Source organism: Aquirufa echingensis (genome assembly GCF_042714525.1).
Classification (GTDB): domain Bacteria; phylum Bacteroidota; class Bacteroidia; order Cytophagales; family Spirosomataceae; genus Aquirufa; species Aquirufa echingensis.
The window spans coordinates 62,483-82,822 of the sequence record NZ_JBBKYA010000002.1 but is presented as its reverse complement, the minus strand read 5'-3'; the positions used below and the strand labels follow the sequence as shown (position 1 = coordinate 82,822).

Genomic DNA, 20,340 nt, shown 5'->3' with positions numbered 1-20,340 from the left:
AGGAAATGTCAAGATTTAAACGGATGCCTTTGTATCCAAGAAACCTCGGGCTCTAATACACGGAAAATGCTGGCTAAATGGCGGTTTATCCATGGGTATTTATGTTCCATGAATCCATACATGTTGACGGGAACTGCCCCTATAGAACTTTTGATTTCCATTGCGGTTCTACCAAAATTAATATGCTTGAATTGATTGACAATGGCGCAACCAACCATGTCGTAAAGCATGTTTAAGTAGAGCATTTTTTCTTTTTGGATGCTTGGGTCATAGCCTAAGAAATAAGTCTCTAATATATCTTCATGATGGAAAAGCGTGTTAAAACCAATGAGTTTCCCTGCTTCAAAATAAGCGAAAAACCGAAAGGCATCTCCCATATTTTCTTTCAAGGAGCAGAAATGATTTTTTGCCAAAAAGAAGGTGTTGAATGGTGCGTTCTCTGCCACGTGGTAATATAACTCGTAAATACGCTCTTCTTGTTCGATGATTTCGCTCAGACTTAATTGGCGTTTTTCGATCCCATCTGCCTTTTTTCTTGCCCGTTTGTATTGGTCTCTGTATTTTTTGGAAAGGGCATCAACATAATCCTGTTCCTTCGTCCACGCAGTCTCTGTGCTAAAACACATGCTGGGTTGAGAGGTGAATTTTAAGCTTTTGTCAAAAATGGGTTGTTGGAAATGGATTAGCTCTTCCTCAGGAAAGTCTTTCAAGATATGAATGTGTTGGCCTGGGAATTCGGGTAAAACCTGTTCTTTTAGATATGCCAAAATCGCGCTTGTATTAGTTCCTTCTGAGCACGCGATGGCGTGTTGGCCGGTCAACATGTTATTCCCAACAATCGTTAATTTACCAGCAAAATTTTTGAATAAGAAATCCCTTAGTTTGATTTTTAAACCATGATCACGTGTGCCAAAGGTCTGCAATTGGTTCAAGTCGATTTGTTGGATCAATGCGACCGCAACCATGAGATCATCTTGAAAAATGCCAACAAATAGATTTTTGACATTTGCAGGTTCAGATGATGCTAATGCAGTGAGGTATTCTTTTTGTAAGAAAATACTCGATTGGGCAATGGAGTCCCAAGATTGTGGTAAGTCTGTGGGATGAAGGTATATGTGATGTTTGTAATTCAAATCAAGATGTTTTCAGTGGTTTAACTGAAAAGTAGGGTTTTTTGTTCCCGTCGTTTTCATATAGTGGTTCGATGCTACGTGATATTTATAAAGACGCGATACTTCGTGTATAAGCTTTGATGATTTTTTGAATGGATTTTCTCGGTAGATTCCTGATGAGAATCAGTCTTTTACAATCAGCAAATTCAAGTATATTTGATTCACACCTTGATTTATTTGTTGTATGAAACACGTTTATCCTATTTCTGGCATGAGCTGCGATAGTTGTCGTACACATGTTGAAAAAGCATTGAATAGCCTCGATGGGGTACATGCTACTGTAGATTTAGCAAAAGCAGAAGCGATTATTGAATCCGACAGGCATGTTTCATTAACTGAGCTGGAAAATGCATTGCTTTTGCAAGGTGGGAATTACCACATAGGGCAAAAGCCTCTTCCAAAGTTTAGTCCGAAAATTAGTTTGGCAGGTGCGGTATATTATTGTCCCATGCATTGTGAAGGAGATAAATTATACGATAAACCTGGAAATTGCCCTGTTTGTGGAATGGATTTGGTTGCTCGTCCTGGTCAAGTAGATGAAAATCAAAAGACCTATCAGCAATTGAGTCGTAAGTTGATAATTGCCGTAGCATTTACTTTTCCCATTTTTCTTATTTCGATGTCGGAAATGATACCTGGAAATCCGCTGTTCCAGTGGGCTTCGATGTTGACTTGGAATTGGATTGAAATGGTTCTGTCTCTTCCAGTTGTTTTTTATGCAACCTGGATGTTTTTTGAGCGGACTTGGACTTCTTTGAAAACGGGAAATTTGAATATGTTTACGTTGATTGGAATTGGGGCTGGTGCGGCGTGGTTGTTTTCAATGGTTGCACTTATTTTTCCTCATTGGTTTCCTGTACAATTTCAAGGGCATCATGGAACAGTTTTCGTTTATTTTGAAGCTTCAACAGTGATTTTAACCTTAGTCTTATTAGGTCAAGTACTTGAAGCGCGTGCGCATGGGAAGACCAATGAAGCAATTCGGGAATTAGTTAAACTTGTCCCCAATGAAGCAACCTTATTGCGTGATGGTAAGGAGCATATTGTTCCAATTGATCAAATAGTGATCGGAGATTTGATTCGGGTTAAACCGGGTGAAAAAATACCCGTTGATGGAATGTTACAAGCTGGCTCGCGTGCTTCAGTCGATGAGTCCATGTTATCAGGGGAACCCATACCGGTAGATAAATCAGAGGGGGATTTGGTTAGGGCTGGTTCGATAAATGGAAATTCGAGTTTTATATTGCAAACCCAAAAAGTAGGAGCTGAGACTTTATTGGCTCAAATTATTGAATTGGTGCATCAGGCAAGTAGTTCAAAAGCACCTATTCAAAAATTAGCAGATACGATTTCGAGTTATTTTGTTCCTTTGGTCTTATTGAGTTCGGTGGTGACATTTCTTATATGGTTTTTTGTTGCTGACTCAAATGCATTTTCATTCGCATTCGTCAATGCCATAGCTGTCCTTATTATTGCTTGTCCATGTGCTTTGGGGCTCGCAACGCCCATGTCTGTTATGGTAGGAGTAGGGAAGGGTGCGCAGCATGGAATTTTAATTAAACATGCAGAGGCTTTAGAACAATTAGCCCAAATCGATGTCGTGTTAGTGGACAAAACGGGAACGCTCACAGAAGGTAAACCTTCGATTGAACGTTTACTTGTTTCAGATCATGCGATGGAAGAAAAGGAAATTTGGCAATTGATTTATTCATTAAATCGATTAAGTGAACATCCTTTGGCAAAAGCCAGTGTACATTTTGCGCAAGAACTAGGCATAAACGCTTATGATGTGAATGATTTTGAGGCTTTGTTGGGGAAAGGTGTACAAGGTCAAATTAAAGGTCAAAATTATGTCATAGGAAACCAGCGTTTATTAACAGAAATGAAAATCAACATTCCTGTTTCTTTGTTTCGACAAGTGGCAGAAGCTCAGAAACAAGGTAAAACGATTTCTTATTTAGCAAATGAGCAAGTTGCTATAGCGGCAATGGTCATTAGTGATCGAATAAAATCTTCAAGTTCTGAGGCAATAGCAGAATTACAAACTGCGAAAATTGCTGTTATAATGCTGACTGGAGATAACCAAGAAACAGCGGATTTAGTAGGCAAAAGTTTGGGCTTGGATGCTTGGAAGGCACAGATGTTACCTGCGGCAAAATTGGATGAAATTATTCGTCTACAACAAGAAGGTAATAAAGTAGCGATGGTTGGAGATGGGATTAATGATGCCCCAGCACTTACTCAAGCGGATATTGGTATTGCGATGGGGACTGGAACGGATGTTGCTATGGAGAGCGCTGAGATTACGCTGATCAAAGGTGATTTGCGAGATATTGCGAAGGCTCGAAAATTAAGCCAACAAGTTTTGCGGAACATTAAGGAAAACTTATTCTTTGCTCTGGCATACAATGTGATTGGAATTCCTATTGCTGCGGGCTTATTGTATCCATATTTTGGGATTTTACTCTCACCTATGTTGGCTGCTTTAGCCATGAGCTTTAGTTCTGTTTCTGTGATTTCTAATGCACTGCGTTTGCGCAGAATGAAACTTTAGTTAAGAACGCCCTTCGTTACTTCAGGTATTTTCGGATTCGGCTTAGGAGGTCCACCGTCCAACGTCTAAAGTCCAATGTCCAACGTCTATTTTCGTGTGGCCCCGGCGGGAATCGAACCCGCATCTAGCGTTTAGGAAACGCCTATTCCTAAACTTATATCAAAATAGTATCCTAAATCATTTAAACCTATTTTTAGTGTGTTTAAGTGTGTTTAAATTTTTATTTATTTGTTCAATTGTTACACACTTTTTACTCACATTTATAAGACTGCACATGTATATCCTTGAATTAGTTTTCTTGAAATGACTTAATAATTTATTACGTATTTAAATTACTTATTTCATTTCTTTAACCAACTCCATTAATACACATGCATCCTGCATTGCTGGTATTTCGTCTCTATGAAAAAAACCTTCAGGAATCTTATTTGAAGTTTTTAAACTGTATGAATTAATATATATTTTTCCTAATTTCTGATTTCCAATAGAATATAGGTTGTAAACATCGATTACACCTTTAATATTTTCTGAGGAAGTCCCCGAAGCAATTAAACTTCCAGTTGGTTTAGTAGACCCATTTTTACTGTCATCGCTGTCAGTTGTTCTAATATATTCAACAGGGTTATAAACTACATTTCCTGACTTTTCCGAGATATATTTATACCTTATTTTATCCATATATGCCGGTACATTATCTACTCCATAGACAGGAATTGGATTAGTTTTTTCCAAGCCAAATTTGCCTACACCGTTTGGATTTATGTCCTTAAGAGAACTATCATGAGGTGATAATAGTATCATTTCATGCATCACGCTCTTTTGTTCACTAATTGTAATTTTTTTGCGAATTTTCTCGAAACGTTCTGCTTTTCGAACATCAGCACTTTTAAATATGTCAAAAAATCCCATAGTTTTTAATTTTTAAGTTAATAAAGGCAGACTATTTGAAGACGAACTTAGTTCGATATTATTTAATCATTTGATACTTGAAAATTTAATCAGCGTTACTTCTGTATAATACTTTGCCATTTATATCATAAGTAACTTCATCTGGTTCCCTTTGTTGAAAATGCATCGTTCGTTGGAGTTTAAGGAAGCCACCGCATTTATGTTTTGTTTTTGTTTGTTCTGGGAAAGATTTAAATTTTCCATTTTCGAAATCTATGTTTTCACCCTGGCATGTTAAACACTTGGGATGTACATTAGCCAATTCCCAAAAATTAGAATTTTCTTTATATTTTATTTTAATTTCTTCTTTTTCTATCTCGTTTTTTAATTTATTGATTTTTACACTCTGGTATATTAGACTAATAACGTTTAAACTATTTGTGTTTTTTTGTTTGGTTTGAAGTTTGTTTAATTTGTCCTCCAAATCTTCTAATTCCCAGCTTTTATCAGCTTTCCCTAAAAATATTATCTCAAAATTTTCGCAATCTCTGCAGTAATAGAGTCCTAAATCACTCTTTAGTAAATCATTAATTTGTCCTTCATGATTGAAATGGTATAATGTTGGCCCCAATGTTAAATCAGTTTCGTAATTACACCCAGTACACGTTAATGAATACACATATCCCATATTAATAAAAGTTAATTGATAGCGAGAATGTCAAATTGTGGTAACTCTTTTGATTCGAAGTATTCTGCTTTTATTTTATCTAAAAAAGAATCCGTTTTTACATCTGCCTCTAAAAAGTCATCGATATTTGAAAAATTTGATGAGATTACTTCATCGCTTATTGTTAACCGATGTCTAATATTTTTGAAAAATTTGATTTCAGAATAATCAATTTGTTCATCTGCTTTTATTGTTTGAATAGCGAAACTAATTAATGTTAATTCTTCGTTTTCTGATAGATTAGCATTTTCAAGTAATTCAAAGTAGTAAGAAATGAATTCCATACTGTTTTTGTTAATTTTACTTACTAATTCATTTATTTCTTTTACGAAGTCAAAATCATTAAATAGGGGAGAATCCTTACATAATACCTTTATTTGGGCTATTTCCTTTTTGTCAATATTCCCGTCTGATGCCATACAGCAAAAAGCAGTTTTTAACAAAAGTTTATCGAAAGTAATGGTTTCCATATTATTAATATTTTAGTTAAAATCCGATTCTAGGTCTTTCTGGTTTATTATCGTTGTTTTCAGAGTTCATTTTAATTCTCACTTTCTCATATTTCTCTAACTCACTTAATGGGACAGATGGTTTTGTGATTTTAATTACACTCTCCAGAATTTCCATATTGATTCTTGTCTTTAACTTTAATGCTTTTCTAGCAGCTTCGTTAACTAAAAACTCAATATCAGAAGAAACGTAATTTTCTGTAAGCTCTGAAAGTATATCGTAATCCATTCCAAAATCAATTGGTCTAGATTTTAAATACATTTCAAACATTGATTTTCTAGCTTCAAAATCTGGTGGAGGTAAGTAAAATTTCTTGTCTAATCTTCCTGCTCTTAAAATTGCTGGGTCAATCATTTCGGGAAAATTTGTGGCACCAATAATGAATATACCTTTTTCGCCTGTTCTATCCATTTGAGCTAGCATTTCATTAACTGCACTTTTTGACATTTCATGAACATCACTTTCTCTATTTGGGAGCAATTCATTTATCTCATCGATAAAAATAATTGTTGGTGCATTTTTTTCAGCCTCATTAAACATTTTTACTATGTTTTCTTGAGTTGCATTAACATACTTACTTTTTAATGTTGATGGTGTAGCTAAAACAAAATTAAATCCAACTTCCTCTGCAAAGTGCTTAGCAAAAAAAGTTTTTCCACAACCAGGTGGTCCGTATAAGAGCATTCCATTTGGAATTGTTACACCATATTTTGCATATTCTTCGGGATTATTTAAAGCATCAATAACATCTAATTGTAATTGTTCTTTTAAGTCTTTCATGCCTGCAATTGCATCGAATCCTATCCCTTGCTTTTTTTTCAAGATTTTCTTTTTATCCTGAACCACGTTGGATGAAAGTTGTAAGGTCTCTGACTCATTAACTTCTATTTCTCCATTTAAAGCCTTATTGAATTCATCCGCAGATTGAAATCGTTTTTCGGGGTCTTGATTAAGTGCCTTTTTGACAACTTTTAAAATTGATTCATCGAAATCAAATAAATTATCAGGTTTTTCTGGTAGAATAAGTGGTTTGCTCCTTGCTGCGATTATAATTTCTTCTCTTTTGTTTGAATTGTAACTTGAAACATCTTTATACCAAGGAATATTATTATAAAGTAACTGATATAGAATAGTTCCTATAGAGTATAAATCTGATTGTGGTGAATAAAAGTTGTTAAAGCACTCAGTTGCTACGTAATTTAAATTAAGTCCATTGGTGGAGAATGTTTTAGATGACTTAAAGTAGGAGCGTGCATAACCAAAATCTATTATTATTGATTTTGGGATTTTCCCTGATAAATCAATCATAATATTTTGAGGAGTTAGGTCATTATGAATGATAGGTTCTGGTTGGGAATGAAGGTACTTTATTCCATTGAGTACGGCACTTATAATTTGTTTAATATCATATAAGGATTCAAAAGGCTTTCGTCTTATACTTTCAGTCAAGGTCTCTCCTGAAATAAAGTTTAAAACGAGATAAGCATATTTTTTGTCATTGAAAATTAATTCTCCATTGTCAACATATGAGATTATGTTTGGATGATTTAAGGATTTTGATATTTCAATCTCTAAAATATTTTTATCATCATCTAACGCGGAATGGTGTATTCTGTTTAGATTGAATAGTTTCAAAAAATATATTTTTCCGTCTTTGCCTTTTACTCTGTATGTATTAGCATAGTCACCTTGCTTTATATGAAGCATAACAGAGTACTTTTCATTAACAGAAAAGCCTTTTGGCAGAATACTAATATTTTGTGTGTCCATTTTTTGAAGAACTATTTAACGTATTAACTTAAAGTGTCTCCCCCTTCATCCGAATCGATTCGCAAATCCCATATTTGATATAAAATCGACTTTAGTTGATTGGTTTTTCCTTCTTCGATTAATTTCAAGCCTTGATTAACCAACACACGAGCTTTATTTTTATCTTTCCATGATATATTATTGAATTCTTTATCATGATATTCAATTCTTCTCCTGTCTACATCACCACCAGTTAAGGAATTTCTTAATTCTATAATTAAACCAACAATTATATCTGTCAACTCTTTTGCTGCCTTACTGTCTTTTTGTCTAATTATTTGCTCGATAGTATTTTTGAATTCAATATTGTTTGATTTGACTTTATCTATATCGATTTCCCCATCATCATTGTTATCTTCAATTTTGTTAATTAGTTCCTCCCATTCGAAAAAGGAATCTTTAAGGGCTTTTTCTATTTTTGGCCATTCTGCGAGTTTTTCCGCTTTATCAAGAATTAATAGTTCTTTTCTTAGGCTGTCTAAGATTTTCATTTTGCCATCAGCACTTCCTTTTTCATTCTCTAACTGAACTTCAAGTTCATCTAGATTATTTGAAACGTCCGAATCATTAACTTTTTTAGCTACTTTTTTTGCTTTTGATATTTCATTATTTAGTAATTCTTCAGTTGGAGGTTCCGTGTTATTTATATCTACTTGTAATTCTTCAGTATGATTAAGCAGAGGGAAGTATGCACTAAACTTCATGAGTTGTGAACTATCAATCTTGATAGTTATTTCAACTTCACTTCCTTCAGGCAATAATGCAGGTAAATCTTCTCCAGTAATTACTACCTCAGTGACAAGGTTATTGAGCAATGGATTAGAGCCATCTGCACCAAATTCTCCTTGATAAATAGGTATTCTTAATTTATCACTCGCAATACCTGGTCTAATTGCGCTCCTAGTTCGATTATCATTTAAGATTCCTACTATGCCGTTTCTAAGTGGTTTGTTCTTCTCTAAATTTGGTATTGATTTAAATAAATCTTTCCCTTCACTTATAAAAAATTTACCAATTCCGATATGGTATGGAAGTACTTGCATGCCATCTAATCCACCTATACCTTGTAAAACACTAAATTGGTTTGGTTGACATTCTAATTTATTTCCAGTTTCATCATATAGAGTTATGTCGAATGAATTTGAGCGACCTTCGACTAATAATACTTCAATAATTGAAGCTTTTTCACCTATGATTTTTTTGCCACTTGACCAACCTCCATCAAAACGTGTAACTTCTGCAAAAATCTTATCAGGAAGGATTTCACTTGATTTATCTTTTAAAATTTTTAGATTTATTAAACTATCCAATTCTACAGTTGTTGCCTCATATTTAATATCAAGTTGAATCTTGGTAGAGTCTCTTGATATTTCTTTCACCTCATCAGAAATAGAAATTGTTGATGCAAAAAGGGCAGCGCCTTTTGCTACTACCGTCATTGGGTCAACGGAAGTGTCAATATTCTCAGAAACTTGTTCTTTAAGCATTTTTCTTAAAATTGGCGAGTATGTGGGGCCTCCAACTAAAATTAATGCACCTAAATCAGCTCCTTTAAGATTGTTTCTGCTTATTAAATTATTGGTGATGTCAATGGCTTTTTGGAAGATTGGCCTAAAGACTTTTTCCAAGTCCTCCTGGTTAATTGTAATATCAATTTCAGGTTCTTCGCCATTTTCATCTTCAAAAGGTAAATCACCTAAATTTGATAGAATATTCCATGATTCTTTTAGAGACAGTTGAATTTTAGCCTCTTCAGCAGAAAATTTAACGGCGCTTCTTAGAATTTCTTTTTTTTCAATGTCATCTAATAAACTTTCAATTGCATAATTCTCTTGTAGATACGGTAGAATAATTTGGTCTACAATTGCTTCATCTAAATTTTTTCCTCCCAACCAGGCATCTCCATCTGTGTCCAAAACAGATAAAATACCTTCTTCAGATTTTATTAATGCTGCATCAAATGTACCTCCTCCAAAGTCAAATACCAGCCAATAACCATCTTTGTTTTTAGAGCCAAGGCCATACGCTGTTGCTGCAGCTACCGGTTCCTGTAAAAGTTCTACATGCTTGAACCCAGCAAGTTTTGCGGCCTGCATTGTTGCTTCATTTTGTGGGTTTAGAAATTTAGCAGGGACAGTAATTACAATAGAATTTAGATTCTCATCTGAGATAAAAGATTTTAATGTCTTTAGAATTTCAGCAGATAATTCAACTGGAGAAATGGATTTTCCATAATTACTTGATTCGTAATTATGGGTTGTTCCCATTGTTCTTTTAAACTCAATAAAAGTATTAGAATCTGCTTTTTTAAAATCTCTTAACGCCCGGATGGCATCGGCTTTCATATTATGATATGGAATTTCCCCAACCTGAAGTTCTTTTTTCTTGTTTATATATACACAAGAAGGAAGTGTATCTGCCTGTTTGTCTGTTTTTTTAACCACAGGTACACCATTTTCCATTCTAACAATTGCTGAATTTGTGGTACCTAAATCAATTCCGTAGTCAATTTTATTTCTCATAGTTATATAATATTAGTACCCAACTGAAACTTCAATTTGAGCAGCTTGAATCATTTTGTCATTAAAATTTACCTGAGGTTTAATTATTTTGGTGATAATTTCAACACCGGCATCTAAGGTTTCATCGGGAATAGTACTTACTGGAATGATTTTCATGCCTTGATTAAAAGGTTTACCAAGTAAAACTGGAATTTCGTAACCGTTGGATGCTAAATTATCTTTTATTTTTTCAAGTGACCTACTAAGTTGTTTGAGCCCTTTGGTCCCGGAATCCATAAGACTAATCGTTCTTTCAATTAATGTTAATTCGTCAGCAACCTTTAATGCTAATGAATGGTCTTGATTTTGAATTGATGTAGCATTTCCAATGCTTGACATTTGATGTTCAATCAAGCGAATTTGAGCTTCAATAACATGACCTTGTTTTTCGAATTCCTTCTCTAAGTTATCCTCAATTATATTTTTTGTTTTATTCAATTGGTTGGCGAATTCAATTTTTTCTAATTTTTGTCTTTTGTCAAATAACCAAAATAAAAATGCTGATAAAATTATTGCAGCAAGAAAGGCAATAATTCCCCATAATGTCTTAATGGATAAGGACTGAGAAACATTTGTTATTCTACTTTCACTTTTACTTTCAATTTCAACAATTTTAGAAAGGAGCTCTTTTTTTGAGTCTTCAAGATTTAGCGCCAATTCTTGATTTTTATTCTCAAGTTTAGTTATTAGGTTATTGTTAGTTGTCAATTTCCTGTTAATCTCTTCTGAATTCTTTTTAATTCTTGTGTTTTCATTTTGTAAAGACAATATCTTTTGATTCAAAGACTTTATTTCTTTATCTAATTCGTCTTTTGTAATTTGTCCTAAGGTACAAAAAGAGAAAAATGTAAGTATTACTACGGATATTATTGTTTTCATAATGTTATTAATTGCAAGCTTTTGTTAAGATGAAAAAGATGACAATTCCAATTGCCCATTTCGCCCACAGTGGGAAGTCGTCAGATGTAGGAACCGTAGGAGATGTGTCCCAATAGCAAATGTATTTGACTTGTGTTTTTTGTGAATATTTTAATTTTCCAAATACCCACGTAGCCAGATTTTTGTATTCAGTAAGGTCTGCTTGATTACTTGAATTTTTTATTTTCTCTATGTTTGATTGAGGGATTACTTCTTTTATTAGACTTACAACTTTATCCCAATCAAGTGAATTCGCAATCATATTTTCTACTTTACTCCAATTTATCGTTTGATTATAGCCCAACTTCATAGACATGACTTCAAGATTTATCTTTGCTTTATTTTCTTCAAAAGCCTTTTTAATGGACTTTAGTAAGTCTATTGCATTGTTGATTTCCTTATCCTTCATGCCTTCCATTGTTGAAAGGTTGTCTGCAATTCTATCTTTAGCCAGTTTTCCTTTTGCAATACTTTTAGCTCCTTTAGCTAACTCTATTGACGTTTCAATGTAGGTCGAGTTTGATTTGTTGTCTTGGCAGAAGTTGAAGTATTCAATACTACACTGTAAAATTTCATTTGCTAATTTATCTGCGATAGTTGCGTACTTTAAATCATCTTTACCAATTAAATTTTCAATTTGAATTAAAAGGTCATGAGTGGTCTTTCTTAAATTTTGACCAATTTTAAGAGCTTCGGCTTTATTTGCCTTTCTCTTGTTTTTAGATTCTTCTAATTTTAACTCTATTTGTTCAATGGGCTTTTGAACAAACTCTTTGATAAATAGGGATTTGGCTGTGAATTCAATTGAATTAACTATTTCAAGGAATTCACTTGTTGAAATAGCTCCTGATTTCTCAATTTCCGATTTTACTTGATTAAGAAATAAGAGCTGTAGCTCGTTTTTGGTAGTATTAAATGTTTCATCTGTAGCCTGCCGGATAAATTCATCACTAAAAGCACTCTCCAAATAAAGTAATTTGAGCGTGATGCCTTTTCGTAAAATTTCTGTTGTCAAGCCATTATCATTAAAACCACTCAAATACAAAGTAGCTAAATTGCTAGAAGCTGAGGCATTTCTTTTCGTGATTTTTTTGTCAAAAACTAATTTTTCCCATATATCCGAGGCCGTGTAAATATCATTTTCTTTGATAGCATCAAATGCAGGTTCATCCGTAATTGGATTGCCATTATAAAACCAAAATAAAGCATGTTTGATTTTATCAATATTAAGACTTAGTGCAGTTATTGATTCTTTTACAATAGTTGTTGTCCGAGTTAGTCCATCTAAAGTTGAGAAGCTAAAATCATTTTCTGGTTCCTGTTCGGCATCTAAATACTGTAGCAGGCGCTTTGATTGTTTATCTTTTTCTTTGGCTGATGCTCCGGCAAGTAATCCGATAATTCGGTAGGGGTTGTTTTGTATTAAATTCATATTCTACAATAAATTATCAGTACTTATAATCTGAATGGTATTAAATTTCAATAGTGTAACCAGTATCTTGTTTTTGTATCACTTCCTCCTTTTTCTGATATTTTTTGAGGAGGTTCTTCAAATATGTAATCAATTCTAGGCAATGAATTATTGTTAGTGTAAGGATAAATTGTCGCTACATAAGGGTTTTCATTATTAGTACCTCCCATCGAGCTATAATGTACTTTTTCAATAATTACCGGGTAATCAGAATCGTTTATTATGGTATTATTATTTATCAAAAGAGTTTTAACACTTCCATTTTTAAACTTGTAGTCATATGATGAGTAAAATGTAGAATATGTCGAATGACGATTACCATTTGTTAATATAATTACTTCATTTACTTTGTATCCTGCGTAAAATGAAGCAAAGGCAAATATTATAAACCAATACCATTTTTTTCTATTGATATAGAATCTATTTAATATAATGGTCAGTAATCCTATCCCACCAAAAATTAAGTCTAAGGGTTCTTTGTACATAAACAAAAACAATTATTAAAGAATATTAATATTTAATTACTTAAAAAGCAATAATGACTTATTTAATGGCCATATTTTAATTTATTAATGGTGTATCTGAGATAAATCATGGATTGGGCATGCAGTAGTTTAGAAAATCTGCGAATTCGGCATCGTCTTCGAAATACTGGTCATATCCATCTGATTCATCAGGGTTTAACTCTTTTGCTTTTTTAATATCTTGGCAAGCGCCTTCGTTATCCTTTAGTTTTGCTTTTACTATACTTCTATAGAAATATATACTAGCCTCTGTAGCATCCAATTTTATACTTTCATTGAAACTCTCAAGAGCATCTTCATATAAAAGAGCGCCATCTTGAGCAATACCTAGCATTGCAAGAGATAATGCTTTGTAGTCATTTTTTTCTTGGTATTTAAAGAGTAAATCAACTGTTCTTTTTCTAATTGCAACTTCTTCGTCAAAGTACTTTAAATCTGCTAAGCAGTTTGCTGACCTATTTAGTAATTCTATATCATCTGGTAATATTGCTAAAGCTCGGCTGTAATCATTTAGGGCGTCTTCAATCTTTCCAAAATGTTTCTTAATATCACCTCTTATTAATAACATATCGGCATCAAAGTTCTTTTCCAAGAAAAAGCTATCAACAACAGCTCTTGCTTTTTCAAATTGTTTTAAAAATACTAGACACCTTGATTTTGAAACTTTAATCCTAATATGGTTAGGAGATATTTTCAAACCTTCATCATAGATTTTAATAGCCTCTTCATACTCTTTCTCTGATTGGTATGTTAAACCTAAGTTGTATCGATAGTTTACGACTTTTGGTTCTAATGCGATTGCTTGGGTTAAGTATTCTCTAGCTTCTTTATCTTTATTTAGCAACATATATTCATACGCCACTGCACCATAAGTTTCACCAGATTTATCATATTTTAAAAGTTCAATGTAATCCTTTACAGCCAACTCATAATTTTCTAGTTTTTCATAGCACATTGCTCTATTTTTAATTGCCTTAGCATCTTTTGGATTAATTTTTAGGGCTAAGTTTAAATTGGATATTGCTTCTTTATATTTACCTGCCTCGAAAAACTGTTTAGCTTTGGTTTTATACAATTCAGCATTTTGCGAGAACGAATTGAAAGATAAGCAAATCAGAATGCAGAGGAATATGTGTTTCATTTTAGTATAGATTTTTATTTTAGACAGTCCATAAACCGTAATTAAATCAATTTATTGCCTAAGAAAAAACGCAAAAAAGGTGTGTATTTTGTCAATGCGGCTTGGATTTAGAAAATCACTTATTAAATGGTAATTAATTATTTGACTTTTTATTGATTTGTTAGAATTCGAAGCAGGAATATTCATTTGACTGAGAATTTTCGTAAATTTTACTTTGAATGCAGTTTAATGAATAAAATTCTGATTCCCTGTAAGAAATGAATGTTACCCAAATAGGTCAAAGTGTTGAAGACTTAGTCAAATCGATTAATGAAGAATCGTTTTTTTACGATTTCATATCTTGTTTTGGAACTCCTAAGGCTACCGTTAAAAGACTTCAAGAAGGAGGATTAAATCTATCAAAAAATCACGGTGAAATACTGTGGAAGAAAAAAGTGTTCTTCAGGGTTTCTAATTCCATTGACCTACACCTTTTAATAGATTCCATCAAATCAGACCCTAAAGTAACAGGGCATTCACCAAGGTTTATCATTGTTACTGATTATGAAACCTTATTGTCAATTGATACAAAGACAGGCGACTCTCTCGATACACCGCTACTTGAATTAGATAGACATTTCGATTTTTTCTTACCACTCGCAGGTATGGAAAAAGCTCAACATCAGTTCGAAAATCCCGCAGATGTTAAAGCTGCAGAGAGGATGGGTAAACTGTATGATGAAATCAAGAAAGATAACTCTACTGATACAGAAGCTGAAGTGCATGACCTTAATGTATTCTTAACACGCTTATTGTTCTGCTTCTTTGCCGAGGATACAAATATCTTTGAAAAAAGTCAGTTTACTCATAGTGTTATCAATCACACTCAGGATGATGGAAGTGATTTAGATTCTCATTTTGAAAGGTTATTTCAAATAATGAATCTCCCCAATAGTGACAGAGGAAGTTTACCAGCATATCTTGATGCATTTCCGTATGTGAATGGGGGGTTATTTAGAAATCAACATGGACTTCCAAAATTCAGTAGAAAGAGTCGTCAACTTATTATTGAAAGCGGAGAACTTGATTGGAGTGCGATAAACCCTGACATTTTCGGTTCAATGATTCAGGCTGTTATTACGCCAGAACATCGTGGTGGATTAGGGATGCATTACACCAGCGTGCCTAATATAATGAAAGTTATAGAGCCGTTGTTTTTAAATGACTTTAATGAGGAGTTTGAAGCATCCAAAGGAAATCCCAAAGCGTTACGCTTTCTATTAAACAGATTATGGAAGACAAAGTATTTTGACCCAGCATGTGGTAGTGGGAATTTTCTAATCATTGCCTATAAAGAGTTGAGAAAACTTGAAATGAAAATTATCAAGGAGCTTAAGGAAATGGTTCTTTCAAACATCAGTTTAAGTCAATTTTATGGCATAGAGTTTGATGATTTTGCACATGAAGTTGCTATACTTTCACTTTGGCTGGCAGAACATCAAATGAATCAGCTTTTCTTCAAGGAATTTGGAATAGGTAAGCCAGCTTTACCTTTAACTTCATCAGGAAGCATTGTTCATGGAAATGCTTGTAGATTAATATGGGAAAATGTATGTCCCAAAGTAATAAATGATGAAATTTATATTTTTGGTAATCCTCCTTATCTAGGTGCAAGACTTTTATCTGATTCACAAAAGGAAGATATGGAGTTAGTTTTTAAGGGCAATTTAAATGGTTATAACGATTTAGATTATATAGCTCCCTGGTTTTTTAAAGCTTCAAATTATATTTTAAATATTAACTCTAAATGTGCTTTTGTTTCCACAAATTCAATTTGTCAAGGCTCCCAGGTTTCAATTTTGTGGCCTAGTATATTAAATAATGTGGAAATTGATTTTGTACATAAATCATTTAAATGGACAAATAATGCGAAGTCCAATGCTGCTGTTATTGTAATAATTATTGGGCTAAGAAATAATTCAGCCAAGCCAAAGTATATGTATGAAAACAATATTAGAATAGGTGTTAATAATATTAATTCATATTTAATTAATGGTGAAAATATTTTTATTTACAGTAGAAGAACTCCATTATCTAAATTACCTGAAATGAATTTTGGTAGTATGCCAAACGATGGGGGATTTTTAACTTTATCAGAAGAGGAGTATACTGAATTAATTTCTTCAGAACCTAAATCAACAAATTATATTAAAAAATTTGCTGGGTCCAAAGAGTTCATTAATAATTCACCTCGATGGTGTATTTGGATAGAAGAGAGTGATTTACATGAGGCATTGAAAATTAAAAGAATTGAACAAAGAGTTAATCAGGTTAAAAATCATAGAGAAAAAAGCGATAGAGAAGCTACTAATCTACTTTCTAATGTCCCCTATAAATTTGCAGAGATAAGATACAAGAAATCAAATTCTATTATAGTTCCTGCCACTTCATCAGAAAGAAGAGAATATATACCTATAGGATTTTTAAATGAAGAAACCGTAATAAGTAACTCTGCTAATGCAATTTATGATTCAGAGCCATGGGTGTTTGCTTTAATAAACTCCAAAATGCACATGACTTGGCTTAGGGCTGTTGCAGGCAGGTTAAAGTCAGATTATCGTTATTCTACGGCTTTGTGCTATAATACTTTTCCTTTTCTATGTGTAAATGAAAATCTTAAATTGGATTTAAATAGATACACTTTTTTGATTTTAGAGCAAAGGGAAAAACATTCCGAAAAAACACTCGCACAATTGTATGACCCAGATAAAATGCCTGATAGTTTAAAGGATGCCCACCATCAATTAGACCTTGCAGTAGAGAGATGCTATCGTTCTAAACCTTTTGAAAGTGATGAAGAACGATTGGAATATCTATTTAAACTTTATGAGCAAATGATAGAAGAAGAGAAGTCGAGAGGGACTCTCTTCGAAATGGAATCTAAACCTAAAAAGAAAAAGAAATAATATGCCCGATATAGTTCATGTAACCTATTCCCAATCTGGACAGAGTTCAAAAAACAACGCTTATGGAATGCGTGAGATGCAAGAGAAAGCATATCAGGCAAGGGATGCACAGTATCTTCTATTGAAGGCCCCGCCAGCATCGGGGAAGTCCCGGGCTCTAATGTTTATTGCATTGGATAAGCTTGTAAATCAAGGATTAAAAAAGGTTATCGTGGCAGTGCCGGAGAAATCCATTGGTGGCTCATTTCAATCAACAAACCTAAAGGAAACAGGATTCTTCGCTAATTGGGAGCCGAATGATGAATACAACCTCTGTACACCAGGTATGGATGGTAGCAAAAGTAAAGTTCAAGCATTCAAGAACTTCTTGGAGAATGATGAGAAAATCTTGATTTGCACGCATGCAACACTTCGGTTTGCATTTGAGGAATTAGATGAGGTGAAATTCAATAATATTTTACTTGCAATAGATGAATTCCATCACGTGTCAGCAGACTCGGATAGTAGGTTAGGAGAGTTGTTGAGAAGCATAATGTTAAAGTCAACTGCTCATATAGTTGCAATGACTGGTTCATATTTTAGAGGAGATAGTGTACCTGTTCTTATGCCGGAGGATGAAGCTAAGTTTACGAAGGTTACATACAACTATTACGAGCAACTAAATGGATACAAGTACCTTAAATCACTTGGTATTGGATACCATTTTTATCAAGGTCGTTATACAAATGCAATCCTGGAGATTTTAGACACTGATAAGAAAACCATTTTACATATTCCTAATGTCAATTCAGGTGAGTCTACCAAAGATAAACACCAAGAAGTTGATACTATATTGGATGCAATTGGTGATGTTGTTAAAGTTGATTCTGAGACCGGAATTATTCATGTTAAAAGAAAGTCTGATGGTAAATTACTTAAGGTTGCAGACCTTGTAAATGATAATCCAAAAGACAGAGAAAAGGTCGTTGCTTATCTGAGGGAAATTAAGTCTGTTGATGATATGGACTTAATAATTGCCTTAGGAATGGCAAAGGAAGGATTTGATTGGCCATATTGTGAGCACGCATTAACCGTTGGTTATAGAGGCTCATTAACAGAGATAATTCAAATCATTGGTCGGTGTACAAGAGATAGTGATAATAAGTCACATGCACAATTTACCAACTTGATTGCTCAACCTGATGCTGCAGACGATTTAGTTAGATTGTCCGTAAACAATATGTTAAAAGCCATTACAGCATCATTGTTGATGGAACAGGTTTTGGCACCGAACTTCAAGTTTAAAACAAAAATTAACGATGAGGATAAAGCTGGACCCGGTGAAATCAAGATTAGAGGATTTAAAACTCCATCCACAAAACGGGTAAAAGATATTGTAGAGTCTGATTTAAATGACTTGAAGGCTAAAATTCTTCAAGATGAAACTATTCTGAAATCTATTTCAGGGAATCTTGACCCTGAGGTAATAAATAAGGTTTTAATTCCCAAAATCATTCAGATTACATATCCAGACCTAACTGATGAGGAAAGAGAAGAAGTTAGAGAGTATGTAGTTGTTGACTCCGTAATTAAGGGTGGAGAAATCAAAGAAGTAGGTGATAAGCGATTTATTAGAATGGCTGGTCAATTTGTTAATATTGATGATTTAGATATTGATTTGATAGACCGTATTAATCCTTTCCAAAAGGCATTTGAGATATTATCAAAAGATGTAACTACAAAGGTTTTAAGAGTCATTCAAGATGTGATTGCGGCAACAAGAATTCAAATGACACTTGAAGAAGCGCTTATCCTGTGGCCAAAGATTAATGACTTTGTAAAAACTCATACAAGAGAGCCGAAGCTTACCTCGTCAGACCCGTTAGAAATTAGGATGGCCGAAGCAATTATTTATTTGAAGGAGCAAAAACGACAAGCAAATAATGGATAGGGATAAGTTATTAAAAGAGATATTTGAGAATGACCCGTTGGATTTACTTAAGATAAAGCCATCTAACTACCCTGTGCGGAATGAGGATGAAAGGTTAGTAGCTTCATTTCAAGATATTAATAACTTTTATGAACAAAAGAAGCGGGAACCTCAATTAGGTGGTGACATTCAAGAACATATGTTGTATTCAAGGTTGAAGTCCATAAGGGAAAATCCTGAAAAGTTGGAAACCTTAAAATCTCATGATTCCTTTGATTTATTGAATTACACACCCAAAGAGATAAATTCAATTGAAGATGTATTCAATGATGACGCGTTGGGAATACTTGGGGATGATGGTACTGGTCTTTTCGAGTTAAAACATGTTACCAAATTTAAAGATAGAGAAAGCGCTGATTTCGTTGCAAGAAGAAAGAAGTGCAACAACTTCAATGATTATAAAGATTTGTTCGTATCAGTTCAAAAAGAATTAAAAGAAGGGAAACGTAAGTTGGTTGATTTTAAATTTGGCAACATTCAACAGGGGTCTTTTTATGTACATAATGGTATAATTTTTTATGTTGAAAAAATTAATATTACCCAATTTGACCATTATAAACCAGATGGGAAAAGAGTTAGAGAGGATGGTAGAACACGATTGATTTTTGAAAATGGCACTGAATCAGAAATGCTTAGAAATTCAATACAAAAAAGACTGTATGAAAATGGCAAGATGATTTCTGAGAATTCAGATAAGGTGAATACTGAATTTGTTGAAAGGTTTAATAATGTAAATAACGAGGATGAAGCTGCTGGATTCATCTATATTTTAAGGTCCAAAAGTGATAAGCCAGAGATAAAAGAGCTTATCAATCTATTTAAAATAGGATTCTCTAAGACCTCAGTTGAAGAGCGGATTAAAAATGCATCGATAGAACCTACGTATTTGATGGCAGATGTAAAAATTGTAATGGCATATCAATGTTATAACATGAATCCACAAAAACTTGAGAAGTTGGTGCATGGATTCTTTGGTAGTGCTTGTTTGAATATTGATGTCTTCGATAAAAATGGCAATAGGCATACACCAAGAGAGTGGTTCATTGCTCCATTGCATGTTATTGAGCAGGCTATTCACTTTATTATTGCCGGTACGATAATTAACTATAAATACGATTTTGAAAGAGAGGAAATAATTGAGAAATCATAAA

14 protein-coding genes and 1 tRNA gene are annotated in these 20,340 nt (G+C 33.5%); 4 read left to right on the top strand and 11 right to left on the bottom strand.

The features are described from left to right. Positions 1–8: 8 nt before the first annotated feature. Positions 9–1,133 carry a GNAT family N-acetyltransferase gene (locus tag SKC38_RS03100; RefSeq protein ID WP_377974998.1) on the bottom strand — a complete coding sequence of 375 codons (1,125 nt, stop codon included), beginning with the start codon at positions 1,131–1,133 and terminating at the stop codon, positions 9–11. 223 nt (positions 1,134–1,356) lie between these two features. On the opposite strand from SKC38_RS03100, the gene SKC38_RS03095 reads away from it, so the two are divergent. Beyond that, the gene (locus SKC38_RS03095; protein WP_377974996.1) at positions 1,357–3,726 is read left to right on the top strand and encodes a heavy metal translocating P-type ATPase; all 2,370 of its coding nucleotides are present in this window, start codon (positions 1,357–1,359) and stop codon (positions 3,724–3,726) included. A 97-nt stretch (positions 3,727–3,823) separates the two neighbouring features. Here the strand turns inward: SKC38_RS03095 and SKC38_RS03090 are convergent. From SKC38_RS03090 to SKC38_RS03045, 10 genes are all read right to left on the bottom strand, one after another. Further along, positions 3,824–3,881 (bottom strand) — tRNA-Arg (locus SKC38_RS03090). A 181-nt stretch (positions 3,882–4,062) separates the two neighbouring features. Beyond that, positions 4,063–4,635: a hypothetical protein gene (locus SKC38_RS03085; protein ID WP_377974995.1), complete on the bottom strand. Its 573-nt coding sequence runs from the start codon at positions 4,633–4,635 to the stop codon at positions 4,063–4,065. An 85-nt stretch (positions 4,636–4,720) separates the two neighbouring features. Continuing rightward, entirely contained in the window at positions 4,721–5,302 is a 582-nt protein-coding gene (locus SKC38_RS03080; RefSeq protein ID WP_377974993.1) for a hypothetical protein, read from the bottom strand. Between the two features lie 11 nt (positions 5,303–5,313). After that, on the bottom strand, positions 5,314–5,811 hold the full coding sequence (locus SKC38_RS03075) for a tellurite resistance TerB family protein (RefSeq protein ID WP_377974991.1): 498 nt from the start codon (positions 5,809–5,811) through the stop codon (positions 5,314–5,316). 16 nt (positions 5,812–5,827) lie between these two features. Further along, positions 5,828–7,621, bottom strand: a complete 1,794-nt coding sequence (locus SKC38_RS03070) for a protein kinase domain-containing protein (protein ID WP_377974989.1) — start codon at positions 7,619–7,621, stop codon at positions 5,828–5,830. Between the two features lie 23 nt (positions 7,622–7,644). Continuing rightward, the gene (locus SKC38_RS03065; RefSeq protein WP_377974987.1) at positions 7,645–10,182 is read right to left on the bottom strand and encodes an Hsp70 family protein; all 2,538 of its coding nucleotides are present in this window, start codon (positions 10,180–10,182) and stop codon (positions 7,645–7,647) included. A 12-nt stretch (positions 10,183–10,194) separates the two neighbouring features. Then, positions 10,195–11,100, bottom strand: coding sequence for a hypothetical protein (locus tag SKC38_RS03060; RefSeq protein WP_377974985.1), 906 nt, complete (start codon positions 11,098–11,100; stop codon positions 10,195–10,197). 7 nt (positions 11,101–11,107) lie between these two features. Further along, a complete protein-coding gene (locus SKC38_RS03055) occupies positions 11,108–12,571 on the bottom strand; it encodes a hypothetical protein (RefSeq protein ID WP_377974984.1) in 1,464 nt (487 codons plus the stop codon). Between the two features lie 47 nt (positions 12,572–12,618). Further along, entirely contained in the window at positions 12,619–13,095 is a 477-nt protein-coding gene (locus tag SKC38_RS03050) for a hypothetical protein (protein WP_377974982.1), read from the bottom strand. Between the two features lie 106 nt (positions 13,096–13,201). Then, a complete protein-coding gene (locus SKC38_RS03045; RefSeq protein ID WP_377974980.1) occupies positions 13,202–14,275 on the bottom strand; it encodes a tetratricopeptide repeat protein in 1,074 nt (357 codons plus the stop codon). A gap of 257 nt (positions 14,276–14,532) precedes the next feature. Between SKC38_RS03045 and SKC38_RS03040 the strand changes: the two genes are divergently transcribed. The 3 genes from SKC38_RS03040 to SKC38_RS03030 are packed head-to-tail and all read left to right on the top strand — an operon-like array spanning position 14,533 to position 20,339. Then, positions 14,533–17,220, top strand: coding sequence for a DNA methyltransferase (locus tag SKC38_RS03040; protein ID WP_377974979.1), 2,688 nt, complete (start codon positions 14,533–14,535; stop codon positions 17,218–17,220). A 1-nt stretch (position 17,221) separates the two neighbouring features. Beyond that, complete coding sequence (locus SKC38_RS03035) at positions 17,222–19,150, top strand: DEAD/DEAH box helicase (RefSeq protein WP_377974977.1); 1,929 nt, start codon at positions 17,222–17,224, stop codon at positions 19,148–19,150. Beyond that, positions 19,143–20,339: a GIY-YIG nuclease family protein gene (locus SKC38_RS03030; RefSeq protein WP_377974975.1), complete on the top strand. Its 1,197-nt coding sequence runs from the start codon at positions 19,143–19,145 to the stop codon at positions 20,337–20,339. Before SKC38_RS03035 ends, SKC38_RS03030 begins: the two co-directional genes overlap by 8 nt. Position 20,340 lies beyond the last annotated feature (1 nt).